The sequence below is a fragment of the Dermacoccus sp. GAS27A genome, assembly GCF_044909235.1.
GTDB lineage: Bacteria > Actinomycetota > Actinomycetes > Actinomycetales > Dermatophilaceae > Dermacoccus > Dermacoccus nishinomiyaensis.
The window spans coordinates 37,235-58,364 of record NZ_JBIYDW010000009.1; the positions used below are offsets into that span (position 1 = coordinate 37,235).

Below are 21,130 nucleotides of genomic sequence, written 5' to 3' on the forward strand. Positions count from 1 at the left end.
GGTGCGGTGAAACGTCCCCGGCGGGCGGCGTTGCTCGGTAAGGTTCGAGACATGTTCGTCGTCAGCGTGTGCAGCCTCAAGGGCGGGGTGGGCAAGACGTCCATCGTGCTCGGCCTCGCCGCCGCAGCGCGGGCGAGGGGGCTGACGACGCTCGTCGTCGACCTCGATCCGCAGGGGGATGCGACGTACGCGTTGGGCGTCGACGCTCCCGGGGCCGTCAGTGCTGACGTGCTGGAGCGGCCGAAGCGCAAGGTGCTCGAGCGCGCCATCGTGCCGGCCGGCTGGCCGCGCGGCAACGCCGATCTGCACGTGCTGCCGAGTTCGGACGCGACGGCGAACCTCGACCGGCCCGACGCCGACGGCGAGCAGTTGCACACGCTGCGCACCGCGCTCGGCAAGCTCGACTACGACCTCGTTCTCATCGACGCGCCGCCGTCCCTGAGCGGCCTGACGCGCAGTGCGCTCGTCGCGAGCGACCGCGCCGTCGTCGTGACGGAGGCAGGTGCGTTCGCCGTCAACGCCGTGACGCGACTGTTCGCGGCGATCGACGAGATCCGCCGCACCGAGGCCGGCGGGTTGCAACCGCTCGGCATCGTCCTCAATCGGTACAAGCCGTCGATGGCGGAGCAGCGCGCGCAGCGGGCCGCGCTCGAGCGCGCGTTCGGCCCGCTCGTGCTCTCGCCGACGCTGCCCGATCGCGCGGTCGTCCCGAAGGCTCAGGGAGCACGCGCACCCCTCGACGCGATGTCCGGTGGCGCCGCGGCGCTCCAGGGCTTCGAGCTTCTCCTCGGACGCATCGAGCGAGCGTCGCGGCTGACGCGTCGCAGTGATCGGCGGGCGTCCGCGTCAGCATGACGCGTTTCTCATCGCCGACCCGCGCAACCCACATGGGTCTCATGCGTCTATACGGTCATGAACGGGGTGGACGGACGGCGCGTGGGGTGCGTGCCGAACGACAAGAGGATCGGCGAAGCTGCGCCACGATCCACCGCCATGACACCCTGTAGAGTCGGAACCTATGCATCGCTGAGCCCGGCGGGTTGCGCCCGCGCCCCGCGCCGAAGGGCGAGTCCACGCGCCCAACACGTGACGGGAGGAGACGCCATGACGTTGATCGTCGTGCCCATCCCCCTCCCCCCGTGGGCTATGACGGCCGGGGACGCGACCTCCCGTCGCGCGCGTCGCGACGCTGCGTCGTCCCGCCGCGATTCCGCGGCCGGCATGCCGGATGACGGCCACGGCGAACCCGAGGGTCTCGACCTCGACGAGCTCTACACGAACACCTACCACGACATGGTTCGGCTGGCGCGGCAGTTCGTCGACGACGTCGAGTCGGCGCAGGACGTCGTCCACGACGCGTTCCTGGGCCTGTACCGCAACCGTCACAACCTCGAATCGCCGGCGAACGCGCGCGCCTACCTGCGCACGGCCGTGATGAATCAGGCGCGCTCGGCGCTACGCCGTCGACGCACCGCGCGCGAACACATGGCCGTCGCCGAGCCCGAGACGGCACCCGGCTCCGACGAACCCGTCCTCCTCGCCGACGAGCACGCCGAGGTGCTGCGTCACCTCGACGCGTTGCCGGCGCGGATGAAAGAGGTGCTCGTCCTGCGTTACTGGGAGGGGCTCAGCGAGGCAGAGATCGCGAAGACCCTCGGCATCAGCACAGGAACCGTGAAATCGCAGGCTTCCCGCGCGATGAAGAAACTGACGGTATCCATGCGAGGCAACGATGGGTGAGTTGCGACCTGACGACTTCACCGCCTTCGAAGCGACGCTTCGAGAGGCGCTGTCGGCGCGGGCCCACACCGTCAGCCCCGCGACGCTCAACGTCGCGAAGATGGAAGCGCTGCGCGAAGCCCTGACGATGCCGCACGGGGCGGGAGGCTCCGGTTCTACGGGCTCGTCTGGTTCGTCCGGCGGCTCGGGTGGGTCCGGCGGTATCGGCGCGGGTGGCAGCGTGAGCACCTGGGCCGCAGGTGGCCTCGTCCTCACCGCCGCAGCATCGGCAGCGTTCGGCCTCGTCTACATGGGCAAGGATTCGGCGCGGTACGAGACGCGCACCGCTGCGTCCCAGACGAGCGCTGCCGGCTCGCAGGGCGCGCCGCCCACCTCCGGCGCGCCGTCCGGGACGCAGCCGACGGGCGCGGCGTCGTCCGAGGCGACGAATTCGTCTTCGGCATCGGTGGCGTCGTCGAGGGCAGGTACGTCCGATGTGTCGACGGCTCAGCTGGCGGCGAGCGATGCCGGCGCCAGCCGTTCACCAGCTAACGGCGCGACGTCGCTGCCGTCTGTGCCCGCGCGCTCGGTGGCGGCCGCGCCGAGCGCTGACGCCGTCCCGACGGTGCAGCCGACGAGCGCGCCGTCGATGCCCACCGGGCCGGGCACCGTCGTGGCCGACCCTCCGGCGACGAGCCATTCGACCACGTCGTCGACCACGAGTGACGTCCCCACCGCATCGTCGACGGCTGCCCCGACGACGAGCACCGTGCCGCCCGTGACGCCGACGTCACCGGTCCAGCCGACTTCGTCACGTCCCACGGCACCGACGACGAGCATCGTCGTTCCGCCGACGACAGCGGAACCGACATCACCGCAGCCGACGAGCCCGGAACCGACGTCGCCGACGACGAGCATCATCAACCCGCCGACGACGACGGAACCGACCTCGCCAGAAACGACGACTCCACAGCCGACAAGCCCGGAACCGACGTCGCCGACGACGAGCATCGTCGTTCCGCCGACGACAGCGGAACCGACATCACCGCCGGCGACGAGCCCGGAACCGACGTCGCCGACGACGAGCATCGTCAACCCACCGACGACGACGGAACCGACCTCGCCGCAGCCCACGTCGCCTGAGCCGAGTACGTCGACCGGCCCGACGACGCCCCCTGCGCCGGGGACAGGCTTTGATCCGGCGTGGGGTCGGGGGCTCCAGATCGGTCGATGGATGTGCTTCGATCCGGTCCGCGTCGGAGGTACGAACGCACCTGCCGGATGGCAGGTGCTCGACCTCCAGGAGATCCAGGTCATCTTCCCGTGGGCCCAGTTCCCGTGGGGTGCCACGGCGTGGTGCGCGCCCATGACCCTCGGCAGCGGAGGGTAACCGGCCGCGCTGTCGTCAGCCGGGGTCGACCATGGTGACGCCGGGTCGCTGCGAGTGTGCGCGGACGCGTTCGGCGTTGGTCTGATCCGGTCCGAGGGCGCGTCGTCGGGCGTCGGCCGGGTCGTTGCCGTACGACTCGTGGCGGGCCATGAGACGGGCCAGGCGTCGCTCGGCTGAGGGAGTGAGCATCCACGCCACGTCGAACAGCAGCGCCAGGCGGGCCCACGGCTCCTCGTCGAGCAGCACGTAATTGCCTTCGACGATGACGAGTTGTGTGTCGGCGGGCACCTCGATCGCGCCGGCCACCGCGTCTTCGATCTCTCGGCGGAACTCGGGGGCCCAGATCGTCGGATCGCCGGGTCGCTGGGCGTGGATGCGTTCGACGAGCGTGACGAAGCCGTGCGCGTCGAACGTCTCGGTCGCGCCCTTGACGTCCGTCATCGCCCGGCTTTGGAGGACGCTGTGCGCGAGGTGAAAGCCGTCCATCGGCACGACGGCGGCCGTGACGCCGGCCTGGTCGGCGTCGAGCAGCAAGCGGGCGGCCGCCGTCGACTTCCCTGCGCCCGGCTCGCCGGCAAGACCGAGCAGGACGCGTGAGCCGCTCCGACAGTGTTCGATGACGGCGGCGCTGGCCTCGTCCAAGGGGATCATGCGGTCATTCCTCTCGTCTCGGCGCAGCCTACCGCCGGCCCTCAGGAAGAGCCCGTGCCCGAGCCTGCGCCCGTCCTCAACGGCGATTCCTGTCCCCATCTGCGAATTTCGTCCACGTTCGCGATTCTCGTCCACCTCTGCGAACGGCGTCCCCATCTGCGATTCTCGTCCACCTTCGACGCCGCCACGGACGCCGAGGTGCTCCCGCCGGGCGCCGATGCGAATGTGACCAAGAATCGCGAAAGGGGACAGGATTCGCCGACGGGGACGAGGATCGCCGGGGGGGGACGGCGAAGCCTCCCGGGCGCTCGGGTGAGCACGCGGGAGGCTTCGTGACCGACGACGGCCAGTGACGATCGGCCGGGATCGCCACGTCGTGGGGGAGACGCACCCTGCTGGGCTTCATCGAGTCTGCCCCGCCCAAGCGGAACCTGCTGGCGCACGCCCCGCCGAAGCGGAACCTACTCATGCAGGCACCGAGGCCGAGGCGGCGAGCGTCTCCGTGATGGGCTCAGGCGCCGAGGCGCTCCTTGAGACCGTCGAGCTCGACCTGCAGCTGCACGGGCAGCTGGTCGCCGAACTTCGCGAACCATTCCTCGATCTGCGGGATCTCGGCCTTCCACTCCTCGACGTCGACGGCGAGCGCCTTCTCGAGCTGCGCGTCCGTCAGGCCGAGGCCGTCGACGTCGAGCGACTCGGGCGTCGGGACGTGGCCGATGGGCGTCTCGACCGCGGCGGCCTTGCCCTCGATGCGCTCGATGACCCACTTGAGGACGCGGCTGTTCTCGCCGAAGCCCGGCCACAGGAAGCCGCCGTCCTCGTCACGACGGAACCAGTTGACGTAGAAGATCGCCGGCAGCTTGGATGCGTCGGCGTCCTTGCCCACGTTGACCCAGTGCTGGAAGTAGTCGCCGGCGTTGTAGCCGATGAACGGCAGCATCGCCATCGGGTCGCGGCGCACGACGCCCACCGCGCCGGTCGCGGCGGCCGTCGTCTCGGACGACAGCGTCGCGCCCATGAAGGTGCCGTGCAGCCAGTCGCGGGCCTCGGTGACGAGCGGAACCGTCGTCTTGCGGCGGCCACCGAACAGGATCGCCGAGATCGGCACGCCCTGCGGGTCGTTGTACTCGTCGGCCAGGATGTCGCACTGGTCGATCGGCGTGCAGTAGCGGCTGTTCGGGTGGCTCGACAGCTCGCCCGACTCGGGCGTCCAGTCGTTGCCCTTCCAGTCCGTCGCGTGAGCCGGCGTGTTCTCCAGCTCCTCCCACCACACGTCGCCGTCGTCGGTCAGGGCGACGTTCGTGAAGACGCTGTTGCCCTTGTTGATCGCGGCCATCGCGTTCGGGTTCGTGTGCTCGTTCGTGCCCGGCGCGACGCCGAAGAATCCGAACTCGGGGTTGACGGCGTAGAGGCGGCCGTCCTCACCGAAACGCATCCAGGCGATGTCGTCGCCGAGCGTCTCGACCTTCCAGCCCGGGATGGTCGGCTTCAGCATCGCGAGGTTCGTCTTGCCGCAGGCGCTCGGGAAGGCCGCCGCGACGTAGTAGACCTTGTTCTCCGGGGAGATCAGCTTGAGGATGAGCATGTGCTCGGCGAGCCAGCCCTCGTCACGCGCCATGACGGACGCGATGCGCAACGAGTAGCACTTCTTGCCCAGCAGCGCGTTGCCGCCGTAACCCGAGCCGAAGCTCCAGATCGTGCGCTCCTCGGGGAACTGCACGATGTACTTCTCCTCGTTGCACGGCCACGCGACGTCCTTCTGGCCGTCGGCGAGCGGCGCGCCGAGCGAGTGCAGCGCGGGGACGTACTTGGCGTTCTCGCCGAGCTCCTCGATGCGCTTCAGGATCTTCGTGCCGCAGCGCGCCATGACGCGCATCGACGCGACGACGTACTCCGAGTCGGTGATCTCGACGCCGAACATCGGGTTCTCGGTCTCGAGGTGACCCATGACGAAGGGGATGACGTACATCGTGCGGCCCTTCATGCAGCCCTTGTACAGGCCACGCATGAGGTCCTTCATCTCGTTCGGGTCCATCCAGTTGTTGGTGGGCCCGGCGTCCTTCTCGTCGACGGAGCAGATGTACGTGCGGTCCTCGACGCGCGCGACGTCCTGCGGCGAGCTCGCGGCGTAGAACGAGTTCGGCTTCTTCTCCTCGTTGAGGCGCGTGAACGTGCCCTGCTCGACGAGCTTGTCGGTGATCTGCTTCCACTCCTCATCCGATCCAGTCACCCACTGGATGCGGTCGGGGGTGGTCATCTCGGCGACCTCCGCAACCCAGGCCGCGAGGCCCTCGTGCGTCGTGCCGCCTTCGGTGGGAACGCCGGCCTTCGGCATGTCCATCGTCGTCATGTGGATCGGCCATCCTTAGTGTGCGATCGGGCTCGAGCGGGATCTCCGCGCGTGCCGTCCTGATCGCTGTCGTCGGTCACCCCGGCCGCGGACGTTTCGTGGCTGGCCACGATTGTTTTCCGCTGCACGAATGGGGACTCTTCGAACGTACGGGTATCTCGACGTCAAGATAAAATGGGCGATCGAACCAAGCTTGTGAGCTGAGTCACAAATGCATGGTGACCTGTTGGGTTTCAGTGTCGAATGTCGAAAGTGACGACGAACTCGCCGTTAACTCAACATTTCCACCCACGACGGTGACCTGTGGCACGGGTTGTTGGCGGGTTCGTTCGGAGGCGTTCGGAACGCTGCGCGGACGCTGAGTGCGAAACTCCCAAGCTTGGGCGTTTCGACGGTCGCGTGCCGCGGGCCGGCTGCGAAACTCCCAACCTCGGGCGTCTGAGGCCCAGGGGGTGGCGGGTCGGCTGCGAAACTCCCAAGCTCGGGCGTTTAAGGCCGGCGGGGGCGCGGGTCGGCTGCGAAACCCCAAGCTCGGGCGCTTCCACGGCCGCGCCCGCCAAGCTCCCAGGTCCTGTGGATAACTTTCGGCACGGTCGCAGCGAACCCGCGAGTCTGGGGGCATGACCACCTCTTCACCCGCAGCTGAAACGTCGTCCGGACAGCGCGCGTCCCGCCGAGCGGTAGCCGAGCGGCGACGCACCGCGCTGGGCGCATTCGGTCCGTTGCCCTTCACCTCGCAGGAGGCGCTCGCGGCGGGCCTGAGTCGGAGCGACCTCGCCTCCGATGACGTCCGTCGCCTCTTCCGAGGTGTATTCGTCGACGCTCGCGTTCCGGTGGCGCACGGGCTCCGGTGCGCGGCGGCGTTACGACGCTGCGGGGAGGGAGCGCGCATCTCCCGCCTCGATGCGGCGCAGCTGTGGGGATTGCCGGTGCCTGCGTTCGAGGGTGTCAGCGTCAGCATCCCTGCGCATCGGGACGTACGCAGCGCCGGGTTGGTCGTGCATCGGCACCTCGGTCGTTCGCAGACTGCCGAGGTGTGGGTGCCGTCGGTGCGGCGGCGCCTGCCGACGACGGCTCCGCTCGATCTCGTGCGCGAGTGCCTGCCGTGGCTCTCCCTCGTCGACGCCGTCGTTCTCGCCGATGCCATCCTGCGCCTGAGGTCGGTGGATGCAGTGCGGGCTCGTGCTGCATGGGCGGAGTCGCTCGGCACGCGGCCGGGGCGCGGGCGGGATCTCGTGCGGCTCGTCGATGGGGCAGCAGAGTCGGCGATGGAGACGCGGCTGCGCGTGTTGCTCATCCTTGCGGGGTTGCCGCGACCGGTGGCGCAGGTCGAGGTGGTCGCCGGCGGGCGCCGTCGTCGGCTCGATCTCGCGTACCCCGAGCTGAAGATCGCGATCGAGTACGACGGCGATCACCACTACACCACCGAGGCGCAGAAGCACGCGGACCTCGAGCGCGAAGCGGCGTTGCGCGCAGAGGGGTGGGAGGTCATCCGCGTCGTGTCGCACGGGATATACCGCGACCCGGCTGGAACGGTGCGAGCCGTGGCCGCAGCCCTCGGACGCCGGGGCCTCGCGGTGCGAACGTCGGACGAGTGGCGGGCTCACTTCCGTCAGCTCGCGTAGGCGGACGAAACTCCTGACGTTGGGAGTTCTACAGCTATTCGGGCAGGCACTGGCTGTGAAACTCCTGACGTTGGGGGTTCGGCAGCCACTCGGCCAGGCACTGGCTGCGAAACTCCCAAGGTTGGACGTTTCAGCGCAGAGCGACCCCGACGTCGGTGGCGACGGCTTCGACCATGCGGGTGAGACGCGCCGTGCGCTCGGGCATGGTGTCGCGGTAATTCGCCAAGGTGAGAAGACCCGGTCCGGCGAAGGCCCACGCGCGTGAACGGGCCCACATCGCCTCGTCGGCACCAGCGGCACGTGCGAACACTGCGCGACCCTGAGCGTCGAAGAGGTCCCAGGCGTAGAGCAGGTCGACCGCGGGGTCACCCACACCGAGCCCGCCGAAGTCGATGACCCCGGCCAGCGCGCCGCGAGCGTCGACGAGCACGTTCTCGGCCGACAGGTCGGTGTGCACCCAGGCCCCAGCCTTAGGCGCGGGCCCGACCTCGCGCAGCCGCTTCCACGCCAGGCGCACCTGAGCCGGGTCGAAGAGATCGCTCAGCTCATCGGCTGCTTCCTCGACCCATCCGTCAGTGATGTCGTTCACCGGCTCCCCGCAGCGGTAGCCCCAGCGCTCGGCGCCGCCCACTTCGCCGCAGGTGTCGAGGGCGTGGAGCTCTGCGGTGAACTCGCCGAGCGTGGTGGCAAGCGCTTGCTGCATCGGCGCGTCAAGATTTCTGGGCGTGCGGCCTTCGAGCCATGTGACGACCGCCCATCGGCGCGGAAACACCGCACTGCGTCGCCCGGTGAACTCGATTCGGGGGATCGGTGTCGTCAGGGCAGCTCCGAGCATCGGCAGCCACGTCACCTCTTTGGCGAGGTCGTCGGCGTAGGCATCGGAGCGTGGCAGACGAAGCGCGAGGTGCTCCCCGATCCGGAAGACCCAGTTGCTGCTGCCGGACGTCTCGCTGGGGCGCACCTCGAGCGTCGAGAGGTGAGGTGCCTGTTCACGCAAGAGTTCGACGGCGTCGGCAGTGTCGGGCTCAGAACTCATCATGTCGGGAGTCTTGCAGCCGACTCGGCGAGCGGCGATGCATTTTCTCCCGACGTGGAGTTCTACAGCCGACTCGGCAAGAGGCGACTCATTTTCTCCCAACGTTGGGAGATGAGCGCCCGCGTCACACGTGGGAGAGCACCAGCGTGATCTCGTGACGGTTGTGCTGCAGCTGCCGCGCGAAGGTGATGTCGTACGCCTTCGTCAGCATCGTCATCGCCTCGTCGGCCTGCTTGACGGGGTTGTTCGTGCCGAGCTTCAAGGTGACGATGGCCGCGCCGCCGGGGCGCAGCATGTCGGACGCCTCGAGCATCGTGTGCGCCGACAGCTGCGGTGGCATGCGCATGTCGTTGACGATGAGGTCGACGCGCTCGCCGTGCTTCGCGACGAACTCGCCCGCCGTCGTCTTGTGGTGCTCGACGCCGCCGAGGTTCATGACGCGCTCGTCGATGTCGGCCGGGTCGACGGCGTGCACCTGCGCGAAACCGTGCGAGCGCAGGATGCGCGTCCAGCCACCGGGGCTCGCGCCGAGGTCGACGGCGACATCTCCGCCCGGCACGTCGATGAGGCCGAAGAGTTCTTCGAGCTTGAACTCGGCGCGGCTGACCTGCTCCTTGCGCGCGGCGAGGCGGATGCGCCCACCGGCCCAGTCGGACAGGCCGAGCCGCGTCGGCGTCACCCCCGTCGTCAGACGATCCTCACCGAGGCACAGCGACAGCGTGTGCTCCGCGCCGCCGGGAACGACTCGCACGCCCTCGTCCATGAGCATCTCGAGCAGGGGGCGGCGCACCTTGCCCGGCGCCCAGGGCGCCTGCCCCGAATCCCAGGTGTGCAGCGACACGGCGTCACCGGCCCGGTACTGGCCCGCCTCGGTGAGCGCTTCGAGACGCGTCGTCATCGCGTCGAGGGCCCATTCGGCGATCTCCTCGGCGTCGTCGTGCTGATGCGACTTCGTCGGCGCGTGCGACTCGACGTTCGCGAGGTACTTGCAGAAGCGCAGGTAACCGCTCGTCGCGAGGTCGTGGAGCCGTTCGAGGCCCCCGTCCTTCAACTGCACGAGCCCGGCGTCCTCGCCGACGCGCGTCACCTTCTCGATGTCGAGCTCGCGACGCAGCTCGACGACGGCGAAACGGTAGTAGTCGGGCGTGGTGGAGAACAGCACGGGAAGCTCGATCACCCGGTCAGTCTAGTGGCGAACGACATGACCACGACCGGGCGTCAGTGGCCGGTCGATTCGCCGATGGGGCGGGCCGCGATTCCCCGTGAGGTGCGGCACGAAGTGAGACTGGAGCCTGCCATGCCCACTGTCGGGCCTCCCTGGGCAAGAACTGGCCCGCGATCCGAAGATGCAGCGTTCGAGCCCCCGACGCGGGGTCAGCTGAGCAAAGCGGCCACGGCTACCACGATGGCAGCGAGCACCAGTGAGCCGATGATGGTGACGAGGTAGCCCTGCCAAGTTCGGGGGCTGATACCCCAGCCGATCCTCTTGGGTCCGAACCAGGGCTTTGACGGGTGTGGTGACATGGCTGCCTCTCAATCGCAGGATGGTGGGGTGCGGAATACCGTCAGTTGGGGCGTGGTCAGTGAGTCCGGGATGCTGAGCCAGAGGTCAAGGCCGTCCTTGGTTTGCACCCGCAGCGCGGGGCCGGGGGCTACGACGTAACGCAGCGTCTTGGACGTCTGGGGAATGTCGAGGCCGAAGACGGCTGCAGTCCGAACGGATGTGCGCTCCAGGCCGGTGACTTCCGACCAACTGACGCGGTGACGCCGCCCCAACCCAACGCGGTACGACAGGCTTTGATCGTTGACAAAAATCTGAACGCGGCCGAGATGCGCTGCGAGGGCAGCGCAGACGCCGAGCGCAATGACCGACGTCAGGAGCGTCAGCGCGCTGGGAGCCCCTACGGCTCGACTGATCCCCACGGCAGATGCGCCACTGGCGACGGCGGCCAGGGTGGCCACGCAGCGTCCGTACCGGATCCCGGTGAAGGCTTCCGTCGCGGTCACGGCCGCCTCGCCTGGAGACGGCTCAAGAGCCCTGACACCTCGTCCGCCGTGTAGCCGTTCGATCGAGCGACCTCGATGAGTTCACGCGCAGCTTCGAGGACCTTGGCGTCGCCCATGCTCCGCGCCACGCGAACGGGACGACCGCGTCGGAACTCGAGCGTGCCCTCCTCACGCAACGCCCGATATGCCGCGAGCACTGTGTTGGAGTTGACGCCCAAGACCTCGGACAGTTCTTGGGCTGTCGGCATGCGTTCCCCGTGCTCCAGCTCGCCGGTTGTGATTCCGCGACGCACGTTTGCCGCGATCTGCTGGGCGAGGGGCGTCGCGGCTGCTGGGTCGATGGTCCATCTCATGGTGCTAAGAAAACTATCACCATTGTCTACATTGCGGTAGCCAACGACGAACCCCCACCCATCAGGCAGGTGGGGGTTCGTCAGGGTGCCGAGGTGAGGGTCAGTGTTCGTGGCCCTCGAGGCGTGCTTCCTCGGCGTCGAAGGCGTCGGGGTCGATCCTGTTCCGCACGAAGAACCACCCGATGACAAGGACGATCGCAACGATGGGGGAGGCGACGCAGACCGTCAGGAAGCCCTTGTTGTCACTGGTCGCCAGGAGCACGACGACGGCGACGAGAAACAACAGCGCGAAGATGTCGCTCGCGGGGGAGGCCCACAGGCGGAACGCGGGCCGCGGGGCGCCGCCACGCTTCGACTTCACGACGAACGCGAGGTGGCTCAGCATGATGAGGCACCACACCGCGATGATGCACACCGACACGAAGTTGAGCGCGATCTCGAACGCCTCGCTCGGCCACAGATAGTTGATGACCACGCCGACAGCGCCGAGTGCAGCCGTCGCGATGATGCCGGCGGCGGGCACGGCGCGCCCGCTCATGACGCCGAGGAAGCGCGGCGCCGAACCGGAGACGGCCATCGACCGCATGACGCGCCCCGTCGAGTACAGGCCCGAGTTCATCGACGATGCCGCGGCCGTGATGACGATGACGTTCATGACGTCCCCCGCGTGTGGCACGCCGGCTTGCGCCAGGGCGGTGACGAACGGCGACGTCGTCGACGAATACTCATCGGTGGGCAGCAGCAGCGTCAGCAGCACGAGAGAACCGAGGTAGAAGACGATGATGCGCCACAGCACCGAGTTGACGGCGCGCGGCATGACCTCGAGCGGGTTCTCGGCCTCACCGGCGGCGACGCCGACGAGCTCCATCGACGAGTAGGCGAAGATGACGCCCTGCATGAGCATGAACATCGGCGCGAGACCGTGCGGGAAGAACCCGCCGTGGTTGGTGATGTTGTGCAGCCCGGGTGCGGAACCACCGACGTGGTGGCCGGAGACGATGAAGTAGATCGCGAGGGCCATGAACCCCAGCAGGGCGGTGACCTTGATGATGGAGAACCAGAACTCCATCTCACCGAACAGCTTCACCCCGACGAGGTTGATCGCGACGGTCACGACGAGAGCGATGGCTGCGATGACCCACTGAGGGACGTGCTCGCTGAAGAAGCCCCAGTAGTGGAAGTACAGGGCGATCGCGGTGCAGTCGACGACGATTGTCGTCGCCCAGTGGATGAAGTGCATCCAACCGGCGGTGTAGGCAGCCTTCTCGCCGATGAACTCCCGGCTGTAGCTGACGAACGCGCCCGAGCTCGGGCGGTGCACGACCATCTCGCCGAGGGCGCGCACGACGATCATCGCGACGACACCGCAGATGGCGTACGAGATGAGCAGGGACGGCCCGCCCTTCTCGAGGCGGCCACCGGCACCGAGGAACAGTCCGGTGCCGATGGCGCCACCGATGCCGATCATCTGGATGTGGCGGTTCTTCAGGTTCTTCGCATAGCCGTGGTCACCGGCGTCGGCGGGGCGTCCCGCGGTGGGCGCCGGGTTGTTCTGGGTGTCGGCGGAGGTCGACATCGCTCCCTTTCACGTCGAGGCCGGGTGCGGCCTGGGCACGCACACACTAGGGGAGGCGTGCGGCGTCGTCGCACGCAGGGCCGTCATCGCCGTGAGCGATCCGGTCACGAGGAGGCGTCTGGAGTGCACAGACGTGACGGCGCCCCACCCGGCCGGGTGGGGCGCCGTCACGTCGGGCATTCGATCGTCAGGACATGCGTGACGCTTCGTCGTCGAACGCTTCGGAGTTGATGCGGCCGCGCACGAGGAACCAGCCGCCGACCATGAGCGCCGCGAGGACGGGCCCGCCGATGTAGACGGCCTTGGCGGCCTTCGGGTCGTCGCCGAACATGATGAGCAGCAGCACGGCCGCCATGAACAGCAGGCCGAAGATGTTGAGGAACGGCGCGCCCTTGAGCTTGAAGTCGGGTCGCTCCAGCTCGCCGCGCTTGGCCTTGCGCACCATCATGAGGTGGCTGATGAGGATCATCGACCACACGCCGATGATGCCGAGCGTCGCGAGCTCGAGGACCATCTCGAACGCGTCCGACGGCCACGCGTAGTTGATGCCGACGCCGATGAGGCCGAACGCGAACGTCGTGAAGATGCCCCAGTAGGGCACCTGCGTCTTGCTCATCTTCGCGAGGTAGCGCGGCGCGGTGCCGGCCATCGCCATCGAGCGCAGCACACGGCCGGTCGAGTACAGGCCGGAGTTCATCGAGCTCGCGACGGCGGAGATCAGCACGACGCTCATGATGTCGGCCATGTGGACGCCGCCGATGTGGAACCCGACGCGGTCGAGCACGGTGACGAACGGCGACTCGCCCTTCTTGTACTGGTCGGTCGGCAGCAGCAGCGTCATCAGGGTGATCGTGCCGATGTAGAACACGAGGATGCGCCACACGACGGCGCGCGCCGCCTTCGGCATGACCTCGCGCGGGTTCTCCGTCTCGCCGGCGGCGACGCCGATGAGTTCCATCGACGCGTACGCGAAGATGACGCCGGACATCAGCATGAACATCGGCGACACGCCGTTCGGGAAGAAACCGCTGTCGGTGATGTTGTGCAGGCCGGCCGTGGCGTGCTGACCGTCCGACGACAGATCCTTGCTCGTCACGATGAAGAAGATCGAGACGAACATGAACGCGATGATCGTGACGACCTTGATGATGGAGAACCAGAACTCCATCTCGCCGAACCACTTCACGCCGATGAGGTTGATGACGAGCACGATCGTGAGAGCCAGCAGCGCCAGAGCCCACTGCGGCAGCGCGTCGGAGATTGGTTTCCAGAAGATGAGGAACCCGGCGATGGCCGTCGAGTCGGCGATGACGGTGAAGCCCCAGTTGATGAAGTGGAACCACCCGGCGGCATAGGCCGCCTTCTCGCCGATGAACTCGCGACTGTAGGAGACGAAGGCGCCCGAGCTCGGGCGGTGCAGCACCATCTCACCGAGCGCACGCACGACGATCATCGCGACGGCGCCGCAGATGGCGTAGCTGAAGATCAGGTACGGGCCGGCCTCGTGCAGGCGCCCCGCGGAGCCGAGGAAGAGGCCCGAGCCGATGGCGCCGCCGATGCCGATCATCTGGATGTGGCGGTTCTTCAGGTGCTTGGCGTACCCGGCGTCACCGGCGTCGCGGGAATGCGGGGCGTCGGCGGGGCCGTTCGCGCCGGGAGCCGCGGACCCGGAGGTGGGCGCAGGCTCAGAGAGGAGGGAGGACATCGAGGGATGCCTTACTGCTCGAGGGCCGTAGCCCAGGCCACATGACTGGCACACTCTAGGCCACCGATGTGACCGCGTGCACACACGTGTCCGCTCTGAGATGACGCCATCGACGCGTGATGCCCCGCCTACGAACGTAGACGGGGCATCAGACGTGATGAGCGGAGGCTCACACCATGGCGTTGTCCTCGGAGTCGAACGCTTCGGCGTTGATCCGATTGCGGACGAGGAACCAACCGCCGATCATGAGAGCGGCCACGACCGGGCCCATGATGAGGACGACCTTCTGCAGCACGCCACCCTGCGTCGCCATCAGGACCAGGATGAAGCCGAGGAAGCCCAGCGCGACGATGTTGAGGAAGGGCGCGCCCTTGAGCTGGAAGTCGGGTCGCTGCATCTCACCGCGCTTCGCCTTGCGCACCATCATCATGTGAGAGATGAGGATCATGGCCCACACGCCGATGATGCCGAGGACGGCGACCTCCAGGACGATCTCGAAGGCATCCGAGGGCCACGCATAGTTGATGGCCACACCGATGAGACCGAAGGCAGCCGTCGTCGCGATCGCGGCCCACGGCACCTGGTGCTTGCTCATCTTGCGCAGGTAACGCGGCGCCGTGCCCGCCTCGGCCATCGAGCGCAGCACGCGCCCGGTGGAGTAGAGGCCGGAGTTCATCGAGCTGGCGACCGCCGTCACGAGGACCACGGTCATGATGTCGGCCATCTTCACGCCGCCGATGTGGAAGCCGATGCGGTCGAAGACCGTCACGAAGGGCGAGGTGTCCGCCTGGTAGGCGGTGTGCGGCAGGAGCAGCGAGAACAGCGTGATCGTGCCGACGTAGAAGATCAGGATGCGCCACAGGACGGAGCGCACGGCCTTCGGCATGACCTCGCGCGGGTTCTCCGTCTCGCCGGCGGCCACACCGATGAGTTCCATGGCGGCGTAGGCGAAGATGACGCCGGACATCAGGGTCCACATGTGGCTCGGCCCGTTCGGGAACATCCCGCCGTGATCGGTGATGTTGCGCAGGCCTGCGGTATCAGGGCCCAGCTGGTGCGACGTCGCGATGAAGTAGATCGCGACCACCATGAAGACCACGAGCATGGCGACCTTGATGATGGAGAACCAGAACTCGACCTCGCCGAACAGCTTGACGCCGATGAGGTTGATGGCGAGAACGATCGCCAGCGCGATGAGGGCGAGCGCCCACTTCGGCAAGGCGTCGGACACCGGCTTCCAGAAGTACAGGAACGTCGCGATCGCCGTTGCGTCCGCGATGAGAGTGAAGGCCCAGTTCAGGAAGTGGAACCAGCCCGCTGCGTACGCCCCCTTCTCTCCGATGAACTCGCGACTGTAGGAGACGAAGGCACCCGAACTCGGGCGGTGCAGCACCATCTCACCGAGCGCACGCACGACGATCATCGCGACGGCGCCGCAGATGGCGTAGCTGAAGATCAGGGACGGGCCGGCTTCGTTGAGACGCCCCGCGGAGCCGAGGAAGAGGCCGGAGCCGATGGCGCCGCCGATGCCGATCATCTGGATGTGGCGGTTCTTCAGGTGCTTGGCGTACCCGGTGTCACCGGAGTCGCGCGAATCGGACGCGGCCGAATTCTTCAGCGCGTCAGGAGTCGAGGACATACGTTGCCTTTCATGAACAGGAGGACACCTCGGCCTCGCGCGGGGACGCACGTCGCCGGTCAGGTGTGCCGCTCATCACTGTAGGCCAGCGAGGTGACACCCCTCGCGCCCCATTGTTACGGGAGTGTTAAGGGGCCTGTGAATGTCGCGTGGGTGACGCGGTCTGACGCTGCGGGGCGGCCTGGGCGAGCGCTCTGGACGCGACGCGACCGAGACCGCATCGTGACGATCGGCCGTCGACGCTGCGCTCGTACCCGGGGGGAGCCTGCAGGGTGGGCCGGGCGGACATACGACACGGGGCGCATCCTCGTCGTGAGGATGCGCCCCGTGACCAAGTAGGCAACGCTTCGGGCAATCAGCCCTTGAAGGCGTCCTTGATCTTCTCGCCGGCCTGCTTGAGGTTGGCGCCCATCTGGTCGCCCTTGCCCTCGGCCTCGAGACCCTGATCGTCGCTCGCCTTGCCGAAGGCCTCCTTGGCCTGGCCGAGCTTCTCGTCCTTGGCGTTGTCGAACTTGTCATCGATACCCATGACATGAACTCCTTTCTCTGGACAACAGTTGCCTCGACCCTACGCCGCTTTCCGGAGCGTGGCTAGGGGGTTTTCTGGGAGCTCAGTGCGAGGCGTTCTCCTGCCCAGCGCGAGCGCAGCATGCGGTCGTGGCTCGCGGCGACGACGGCGCCCGGGTAGTCGTCAAGAGCCCGTTCGACGTCCTCGGCGAGCAGGAGCGAGAAGTGGTTGGTCGGTTCGTCGAGCAGCAGCACGTCCGGCGGCAACGCGAGCAGACACGCCAGATCGAGACGACGACGCTGCCCGACGCTGAGATCGGCCAACGCACGGTTCTCGTCGCGTCCGGCGATGAGGCCGAACGTCGCAAGCGGACGTCGCGCTGCCAGGTCGTCACCGACACGGGCGCGGTAGGCGTCGAGGACGGTGGTGTCGGGCTCGAGGTGCGGGGCGTCGACGTCAGGGCCGGCAGAGGGCTGACGGTCGGACGCGAGCGGTGCCGTGTCCTGGCCGAGCAATCCGACGCTGACACGGCGCTCGCGATGCACTGACCCCGTGACGGGCTCCAACTCGCCGGCGAGGACGCGCAGCAGCGTCGACTTGCCGCACCCGTTCGGCCCCTCGACGAGGAAGCGCTCGCCGGCGGACACCGTCAGGCTCGTCGGCTCCAGACGCCCCGGAACGCTGACGGCGGACGCCACGAGCAGGGGCCCGCCGGGAAGTTCGGACGGGCGTGAGGCCGCCGCGAGGGAACGCTCGGTGTTGAACCGCAACGTGGCCGGGGGTTTGCGCACCTGCGTCTTCTCGAGTCGCTCCAAGGCCGTGCGCGAATCGTTGACGCGGCGCGCGACGACGGTGGCGTTCTTGTCCGAGTAGAACTTCTTCGCCCCGCGCGCCTCGGTGCGGGGCCCTCGTTCGGGGCGCCCGACGGTGTGGTCGTCCCTCATCTTCGCGCGCAGCCGTTTGAGTTCGGCCTGCTCGTCCTCGTACTGGCGCGCCCAGCGTTCGTGCTCGTCGTGGCGAGCGAGGACGTAGTCGGAGAACGTGCCCGTGAAACGCGTGACGCCGTGGGCGGCGCCGGCGTCCGAGGCATCGGAGATGCGGGCGGCGACCCGGTGCGGCAGGGGCCGCGGGTCGAGGTCGATGAGGTCGGTGACGCTCTCGTCGAGGAAGGCACGGTCGTGGCTCGCGAGCAGCACCGGGCCGGGCCACGTCAGGAGCATCGATGTGAGCAGCTGCGCGCCACGATCGTCGAGGTGGTTGGTCGGTTCGTCGAGCAGCAGCGTCTGCGGACGGCGGATGAGCATCCACGCCAAGGAGAAGCGGGCGAGCTGGCCGCCGGAGACCTCGTTCATCGGCGTGTCACGCGCGATCGCGCCGATGCCGAGGCCGTCGACGAGTTCGTCGATCGTGTGCTCGACGTTCCACGCATCGGCTCGCTCCGCCGCGGCGAGGGCCGCGTCGAGTTCGGTTGCGGCGAGCGCGTCCTCGGCGTTTCGCGCGAGACGCTCGCCCGCGACCTCGACCGCTCGCGCCAGAGCGTGGATCGGCTCAGCGGCGTCGTCGAGCACGTGCTGCGCCGTCAGCGTCAGGGCGAACGGCGCCTGTTGATGATGCAGACCGACGCTGCCGGGCGCGGTGATGCTGCCCGCATCCGGGCGCTCGAGGCCGGCGACGAGGCGCAGAAGCGTCGACTTGCCCGTGCCGTTCTCGCCGATGAGGGCGGCGCGTTCGCCCCCCGCGACGCTGAAGGAGATGTTCGTCAGGACGCGACGGTCGGGGTAGCTCTTCGACACGCCGTCGACGCGCAGGTGGCTGCCGGACGAGCCGCCGGCCGAGGGCAAGGACGATGAATACACAGGCCTCCTGGAGTGGTGGGAACACCCTCACGCTAGGCGGCGCGGCGGGGTGGCGTCACCCGATTTTCAGCGGGCTGGGCGGTCCGTCAGCCAGTGGGCCCGACGACGCGACGCCCCGACGACGCGACGCCCCGACGACCCAGCGGGCACTCGTCAGCGGGGGCGACATGTCATGTGCCGTCGGGCAGGCGCCCCGCGCTCGTCACTCGGAGGGGCGGGGCTCGTCGACGTCCGCGGCGCCCGTGCCGCTCTCGCGCAGGTGCGTGTCGAGGCTGACGCGTTCGTCGAACACGAAGCACTCGCCGCGCCAGTCGACGTCGGCGTCCGGCATCTGCGCGAAGTAGTTGAGGATGCCGCCCTGAAGCTGGAAGACCTCGAGACCCAGATCCTGCATCCACGGGCTCGACTTCTCGCAGCGGATGCCGCCCGTGCAGTACATCGCGACCTTCGTCCCGCTCTCACGCCACGCAGGCGCGTGCGCCTCGACGTAGTCGGCGAAGTCGCGGAAGTTCTCGACGCCCGGGTCGATCGCCCCCTCGAAGTGGCCGACGCCGAACTCGAAGCTGTTGCGATTGTCGAGGACGATCACGTCGTCGCGCCGGATCAGCTCGCGCCATCGCTGCGGCGCGACGTCGGTGGCACGCACGTCCTCGATGCGGTTCGGCATGTCGAGCCCGTCGACGCCCAGCGGCACGATCTCGCGCTTCGCCTTGACCATCATGCGGCGAAACGGCGGACGTGTGAACGCGGTGCGCTTGGTGACGATGCCGTCGAACAGGGCCCGCGTGACGGCGTCGGCGCTCGCTGCCGCGCGGAAGGCGTCGACCTGTTCGGGCGCTCCGGCGAGCATGCCGTTGACGCCCTCGCTCGCGATGAGGACCGACCCCGTCAAACCCTCGCGCGCAGCGCACAGCTCGCGCACCCGCACGACGGCGGCGTCGACGTCGGGCACCGCGACGAACCGATAGAACGCGATGTGATCGCCACTCGACGGGAGGGCGGACGGAGCGGGAGAGGTCATGGGTGCGAGATCGTCGGAGGGAGCGCCGGGCATGGCGGCATTCTCTCAGCTTCTTCGAACCTGACGGCAGGCGAACGCATGGGCTCGCCTTGTAGTGCACATAGCTTCATCACAGCCGCGGCGGTCAGCGTGCATCCGTCGGGCCACGAACGGTCGAGGCCCACGGATGAAGGAGTCAACCATGGCGAAGAACGGTCGCAAGATCGCCGCCGGCGTCGGCGCAGTGAGCACCCTCGCGGTCTCGGGGGCGGCGCTCGCGAGCTCGCAGACGGTGAGCACCGGCACCTCCACCCCGAACACCACGACGCAGCAGGGCAGCGCCGCCGGCCAGGACGGGCACGGCATGCGCGGCATGCACGACAAGCTGGTCGCGGGGACCGCGGCGACGAACGTCAAGAATGCGGTGAAGGCGAAGGACGCGTCGATCACCGTCAAGGGCGTGCGTCAGGCGCCGGACGGTTCGTACCGCGCGTTCGGCACGAGGTCCGGCAAGCGCGTCATGGTCGAGGTGAGCAAGGACCTCAAGACGGTCACCGTCCGCACCGGCCGGGGTCACGGCCACCACGGTCACCACCGCGGCACCGAGGTGACGGGTACCGCCCTGACCGGCGTCAAGAACGCCGTCAAGGCGAAGGACTCGGGCGTCACCGTGGAGAAGGTCTACAAGGAGAGCGACGGCACCTACCACGCGTTCGGCACGAAGGCGGGTGCGCACGTGCGGATCGACGTCAGCAAGGATCTCAAGACCGTGACTGTGACGGCCGGCAAGCCCGGCGGGCCGGGCGGGCATGACGGACCCCGCCACGATGGCGCGCCGAGCGGCCAGACGCAGGGTGGTTCGGGTTCGACGAGTTCGTCGACCACGGCGCCCACCTCGTCGAGCACGAGCGCGCAGGCTGCCTGATCAGTCGCGTCACGTGGCGCTGCCCGAGTCAGTCCTGACTGACTCGGGCAGCATCATGTGGCTCAGGCGGCGGACGGCTGACGCGATGCGCGCCGCGGGCTATTCAGTCTTCGTCGGCGTTGGCCGTCGGGTCGTCGGCGGCGAGGTCGAGCAGGCGCGGTTCGTCCCAGGCCACGAATCGCCAGGCGCCCGGCCGACCCTCGAGCGTCAGGACGGTCGTGTTGGGGATCCGACGCTGACGCACCTCCCGCGGCGTGAGGTTCTCGCACTGCGACGTCACCCATAGCCGCAGCACCGCGCCATGACTGACGACGGCGAGCGTCGCATCGTCGTCGAGCCCGTCCAGGGAGCGTTCGAGTGCCTCGGTGAACCGTTCGAGCGTCTCCGCGCCGGCGGGGCCACCCGGGATGCGCGCCTCGAGGTCACCGGTGGCCCACGCGTAGGCCGTGTCGAGGTAGATGTCGGCGGCTTCGTGCGTCGTCGCCATCTCGAGATCACCGGCGAAGATCTCACCGAAGCCGGCGTCCTGCGTCAGCGTCAGCCCGCGTTCGGCGGTGAGCGGTCCGGCCGTGAGACGCGCTCGATCGTGGGCGGACGCGACGACTCGATCGATGCGGCGATCGGCGAGGCGCGGCACGAGGTCGTCGGCCTGCGCGTGGCCGAGTTCGGTGAGCCCGGCGCCGGGCAGCGCGGTATCCAGCGCACCGATGACGTTGTTGGGGGTCTGGCCGTGGCGGATGAGCAGGAGGGTGGTCACCCGCTCATCCAATCAGCCGGGGGTGAACATCAC

General features: G+C 68.3%; 18 protein-coding genes. 4 read left to right on the plus strand and 14 right to left on the minus strand.

The annotated features are described in order from the left end of the window. The first annotated feature begins 51 nt into the window (after positions 1 to 51). Together ABH936_RS10625 and ABH936_RS10630 are read left to right on the plus strand one after the other, a co-directional pair. Positions 52 to 855, plus strand: a complete 804-nt coding sequence (locus ABH936_RS10625) for a ParA family protein (protein ID WP_006946687.1) — start codon at positions 52 to 54, stop codon at positions 853 to 855. Positions 856 to 1,104: 249 nt separating this feature from the next. Continuing rightward, complete coding sequence (locus ABH936_RS10630) at positions 1,105 to 1,740, plus strand: RNA polymerase sigma factor (protein WP_074039770.1); 636 nt, start codon at positions 1,105 to 1,107, stop codon at positions 1,738 to 1,740. Positions 1,741 to 2,226: 486 nt separating this feature from the next. On the opposite strand, the gene ABH936_RS10635 is transcribed toward ABH936_RS10630, so the two are convergent. From ABH936_RS10635 to ABH936_RS10645, 3 genes are all read right to left on the minus strand, one after another. Then, a complete protein-coding gene (locus tag ABH936_RS10635; RefSeq protein WP_074045938.1) occupies positions 2,227 to 2,853 on the minus strand; it encodes a hypothetical protein in 627 nt (208 codons plus the stop codon). Positions 2,854 to 3,124: 271 nt separating this feature from the next. Then, positions 3,125 to 3,760: a nucleoside/nucleotide kinase family protein gene (locus ABH936_RS10640; protein ID WP_239303128.1), complete on the minus strand. Its 636-nt coding sequence runs from the start codon at positions 3,758 to 3,760 to the stop codon at positions 3,125 to 3,127. Between the two features lie 511 nt (positions 3,761 to 4,271). Further along, positions 4,272 to 6,110, minus strand: a complete 1,839-nt coding sequence (locus ABH936_RS10645) for a phosphoenolpyruvate carboxykinase (GTP) (RefSeq protein ID WP_239303127.1) — start codon at positions 6,108 to 6,110, stop codon at positions 4,272 to 4,274. A 929-nt stretch (positions 6,111 to 7,039) separates the two neighbouring features. On the opposite strand from ABH936_RS10645, the gene ABH936_RS10650 reads away from it, so the two are divergent. After that, the gene (locus tag ABH936_RS10650) at positions 7,040 to 7,735 is read left to right on the plus strand and encodes an endonuclease domain-containing protein (protein ID WP_050786530.1); all 696 of its coding nucleotides are present in this window, start codon (positions 7,040 to 7,042) and stop codon (positions 7,733 to 7,735) included. A gap of 130 nt (positions 7,736 to 7,865) precedes the next feature. On the opposite strand, the gene ABH936_RS10655 is transcribed toward ABH936_RS10650, so the two are convergent. From ABH936_RS10655 to ABH936_RS10700, 10 genes are all read right to left on the minus strand, one after another. After that, the gene (locus ABH936_RS10655; RefSeq protein WP_242686772.1) at positions 7,866 to 8,774 is read right to left on the minus strand and encodes an aminoglycoside phosphotransferase family protein; all 909 of its coding nucleotides are present in this window, start codon (positions 8,772 to 8,774) and stop codon (positions 7,866 to 7,868) included. 121 nt (positions 8,775 to 8,895) lie between these two features. Then, on the minus strand, positions 8,896 to 9,948 hold the full coding sequence (locus ABH936_RS10660; RefSeq protein WP_404603235.1) for an SAM-dependent methyltransferase: 1,053 nt from the start codon (positions 9,946 to 9,948) through the stop codon (positions 8,896 to 8,898). Positions 9,949 to 10,304: 356 nt separating this feature from the next. Beyond that, complete coding sequence (locus tag ABH936_RS10665) at positions 10,305 to 10,778, minus strand: hypothetical protein (RefSeq protein ID WP_404603236.1); 474 nt, start codon at positions 10,776 to 10,778, stop codon at positions 10,305 to 10,307. Further along, entirely contained in the window at positions 10,775 to 11,131 is a 357-nt protein-coding gene (locus ABH936_RS10670) for a GntR family transcriptional regulator (protein ID WP_404603237.1), read from the minus strand. The genes ABH936_RS10665 and ABH936_RS10670 overlap by 4 nt, the downstream gene beginning before the upstream one ends. A gap of 100 nt (positions 11,132 to 11,231) precedes the next feature. After that, positions 11,232 to 12,707 carry an amino acid permease gene (locus ABH936_RS10675; RefSeq protein ID WP_074040599.1) on the minus strand — a complete coding sequence of 492 codons (1,476 nt, stop codon included), beginning with the start codon at positions 12,705 to 12,707 and terminating at the stop codon, positions 11,232 to 11,234. Between the two features lie 187 nt (positions 12,708 to 12,894). Then, a complete protein-coding gene (locus ABH936_RS10680; protein ID WP_404603238.1) occupies positions 12,895 to 14,412 on the minus strand; it encodes an amino acid permease in 1,518 nt (505 codons plus the stop codon). Between the two features lie 169 nt (positions 14,413 to 14,581). Continuing rightward, complete coding sequence (locus ABH936_RS10685; RefSeq protein ID WP_006945676.1) at positions 14,582 to 16,051, minus strand: amino acid permease; 1,470 nt, start codon at positions 16,049 to 16,051, stop codon at positions 14,582 to 14,584. Between the two features lie 355 nt (positions 16,052 to 16,406). Then, positions 16,407 to 16,580 (minus strand): CsbD family protein, encoded by a 174-nt coding sequence (locus tag ABH936_RS10690; RefSeq protein WP_006945671.1) that lies wholly within the window; start codon positions 16,578 to 16,580, stop codon positions 16,407 to 16,409. Positions 16,581 to 16,642: 62 nt separating this feature from the next. Continuing rightward, positions 16,643 to 18,415 carry an ABC-F family ATP-binding cassette domain-containing protein gene (locus ABH936_RS10695; RefSeq protein ID WP_404603239.1) on the minus strand — a complete coding sequence of 591 codons (1,773 nt, stop codon included), beginning with the start codon at positions 18,413 to 18,415 and terminating at the stop codon, positions 16,643 to 16,645. Between the two features lie 202 nt (positions 18,416 to 18,617). Then, positions 18,618 to 19,436, minus strand: coding sequence for a rhodanese-like domain-containing protein (locus ABH936_RS10700; RefSeq protein WP_338812294.1), 819 nt, complete (start codon positions 19,434 to 19,436; stop codon positions 18,618 to 18,620). Positions 19,437 to 19,617: 181 nt separating this feature from the next. On the opposite strand from ABH936_RS10700, the gene ABH936_RS10705 reads away from it, so the two are divergent. Next, positions 19,618 to 20,340, plus strand: a complete 723-nt coding sequence (locus ABH936_RS10705; RefSeq protein WP_144707843.1) for a hypothetical protein — start codon at positions 19,618 to 19,620, stop codon at positions 20,338 to 20,340. A gap of 103 nt (positions 20,341 to 20,443) precedes the next feature. Here the strand turns inward: ABH936_RS10705 and ABH936_RS10710 are convergent, their stop codons facing one another. Further along, a complete protein-coding gene (locus ABH936_RS10710) occupies positions 20,444 to 21,097 on the minus strand; it encodes a histidine phosphatase family protein (RefSeq protein ID WP_006945659.1) in 654 nt (217 codons plus the stop codon). Between the last annotated feature and the right edge of the window lie 33 nt (positions 21,098 to 21,130).

Coding starts and splice junctions, on each gene's coding strand:
- ABH936_RS10625 (WP_006946687.1), top strand. CDS start 52: ATGTTCGTCGTCAGCGTGTGCAGCCTCAAGGGCGGGGTGGGCAAGACG.
- ABH936_RS10630 (WP_074039770.1), top strand. CDS start 1,105: ATGACGTTGATCGTCGTGCCCATCCCCCTCCCCCCGTGGGCTATGACG.
- ABH936_RS10640 (WP_239303128.1), bottom strand. CDS start 3,760: ATGATCCCCTTGGACGAGGCCAGCGCCGCCGTCATCGAACACTGTCGG.
- ABH936_RS10645 (WP_239303127.1), bottom strand. CDS start 6,110: ATGACGACGATGGACATGCCGAAGGCCGGCGTTCCCACCGAAGGCGGC.
- ABH936_RS10655 (WP_242686772.1), bottom strand. CDS start 8,774: ATGATGAGTTCTGAGCCCGACACTGCCGACGCCGTCGAACTCTTGCGT.
- ABH936_RS10670 (WP_404603237.1), bottom strand. CDS start 11,131: ATGAGATGGACCATCGACCCAGCAGCCGCGACGCCCCTCGCCCAGCAG.
- ABH936_RS10675 (WP_074040599.1), bottom strand. CDS start 12,707: ATGTCGACCTCCGCCGACACCCAGAACAACCCGGCGCCCACCGCGGGA.
- ABH936_RS10680 (WP_404603238.1), bottom strand. CDS start 14,412: ATGTCCTCCCTCCTCTCTGAGCCTGCGCCCACCTCCGGGTCCGCGGCT.
- ABH936_RS10685 (WP_006945676.1), bottom strand. CDS start 16,051: ATGTCCTCGACTCCTGACGCGCTGAAGAATTCGGCCGCGTCCGATTCG.
- ABH936_RS10690 (WP_006945671.1), bottom strand. CDS start 16,580: ATGGGTATCGATGACAAGTTCGACAACGCCAAGGACGAGAAGCTCGGC.
- ABH936_RS10700 (WP_338812294.1), bottom strand. CDS start 19,436: ATGACCTCTCCCGCTCCGTCCGCCCTCCCGTCGAGTGGCGATCACATC.
- ABH936_RS10705 (WP_144707843.1), top strand. CDS start 19,618: ATGGCGAAGAACGGTCGCAAGATCGCCGCCGGCGTCGGCGCAGTGAGC.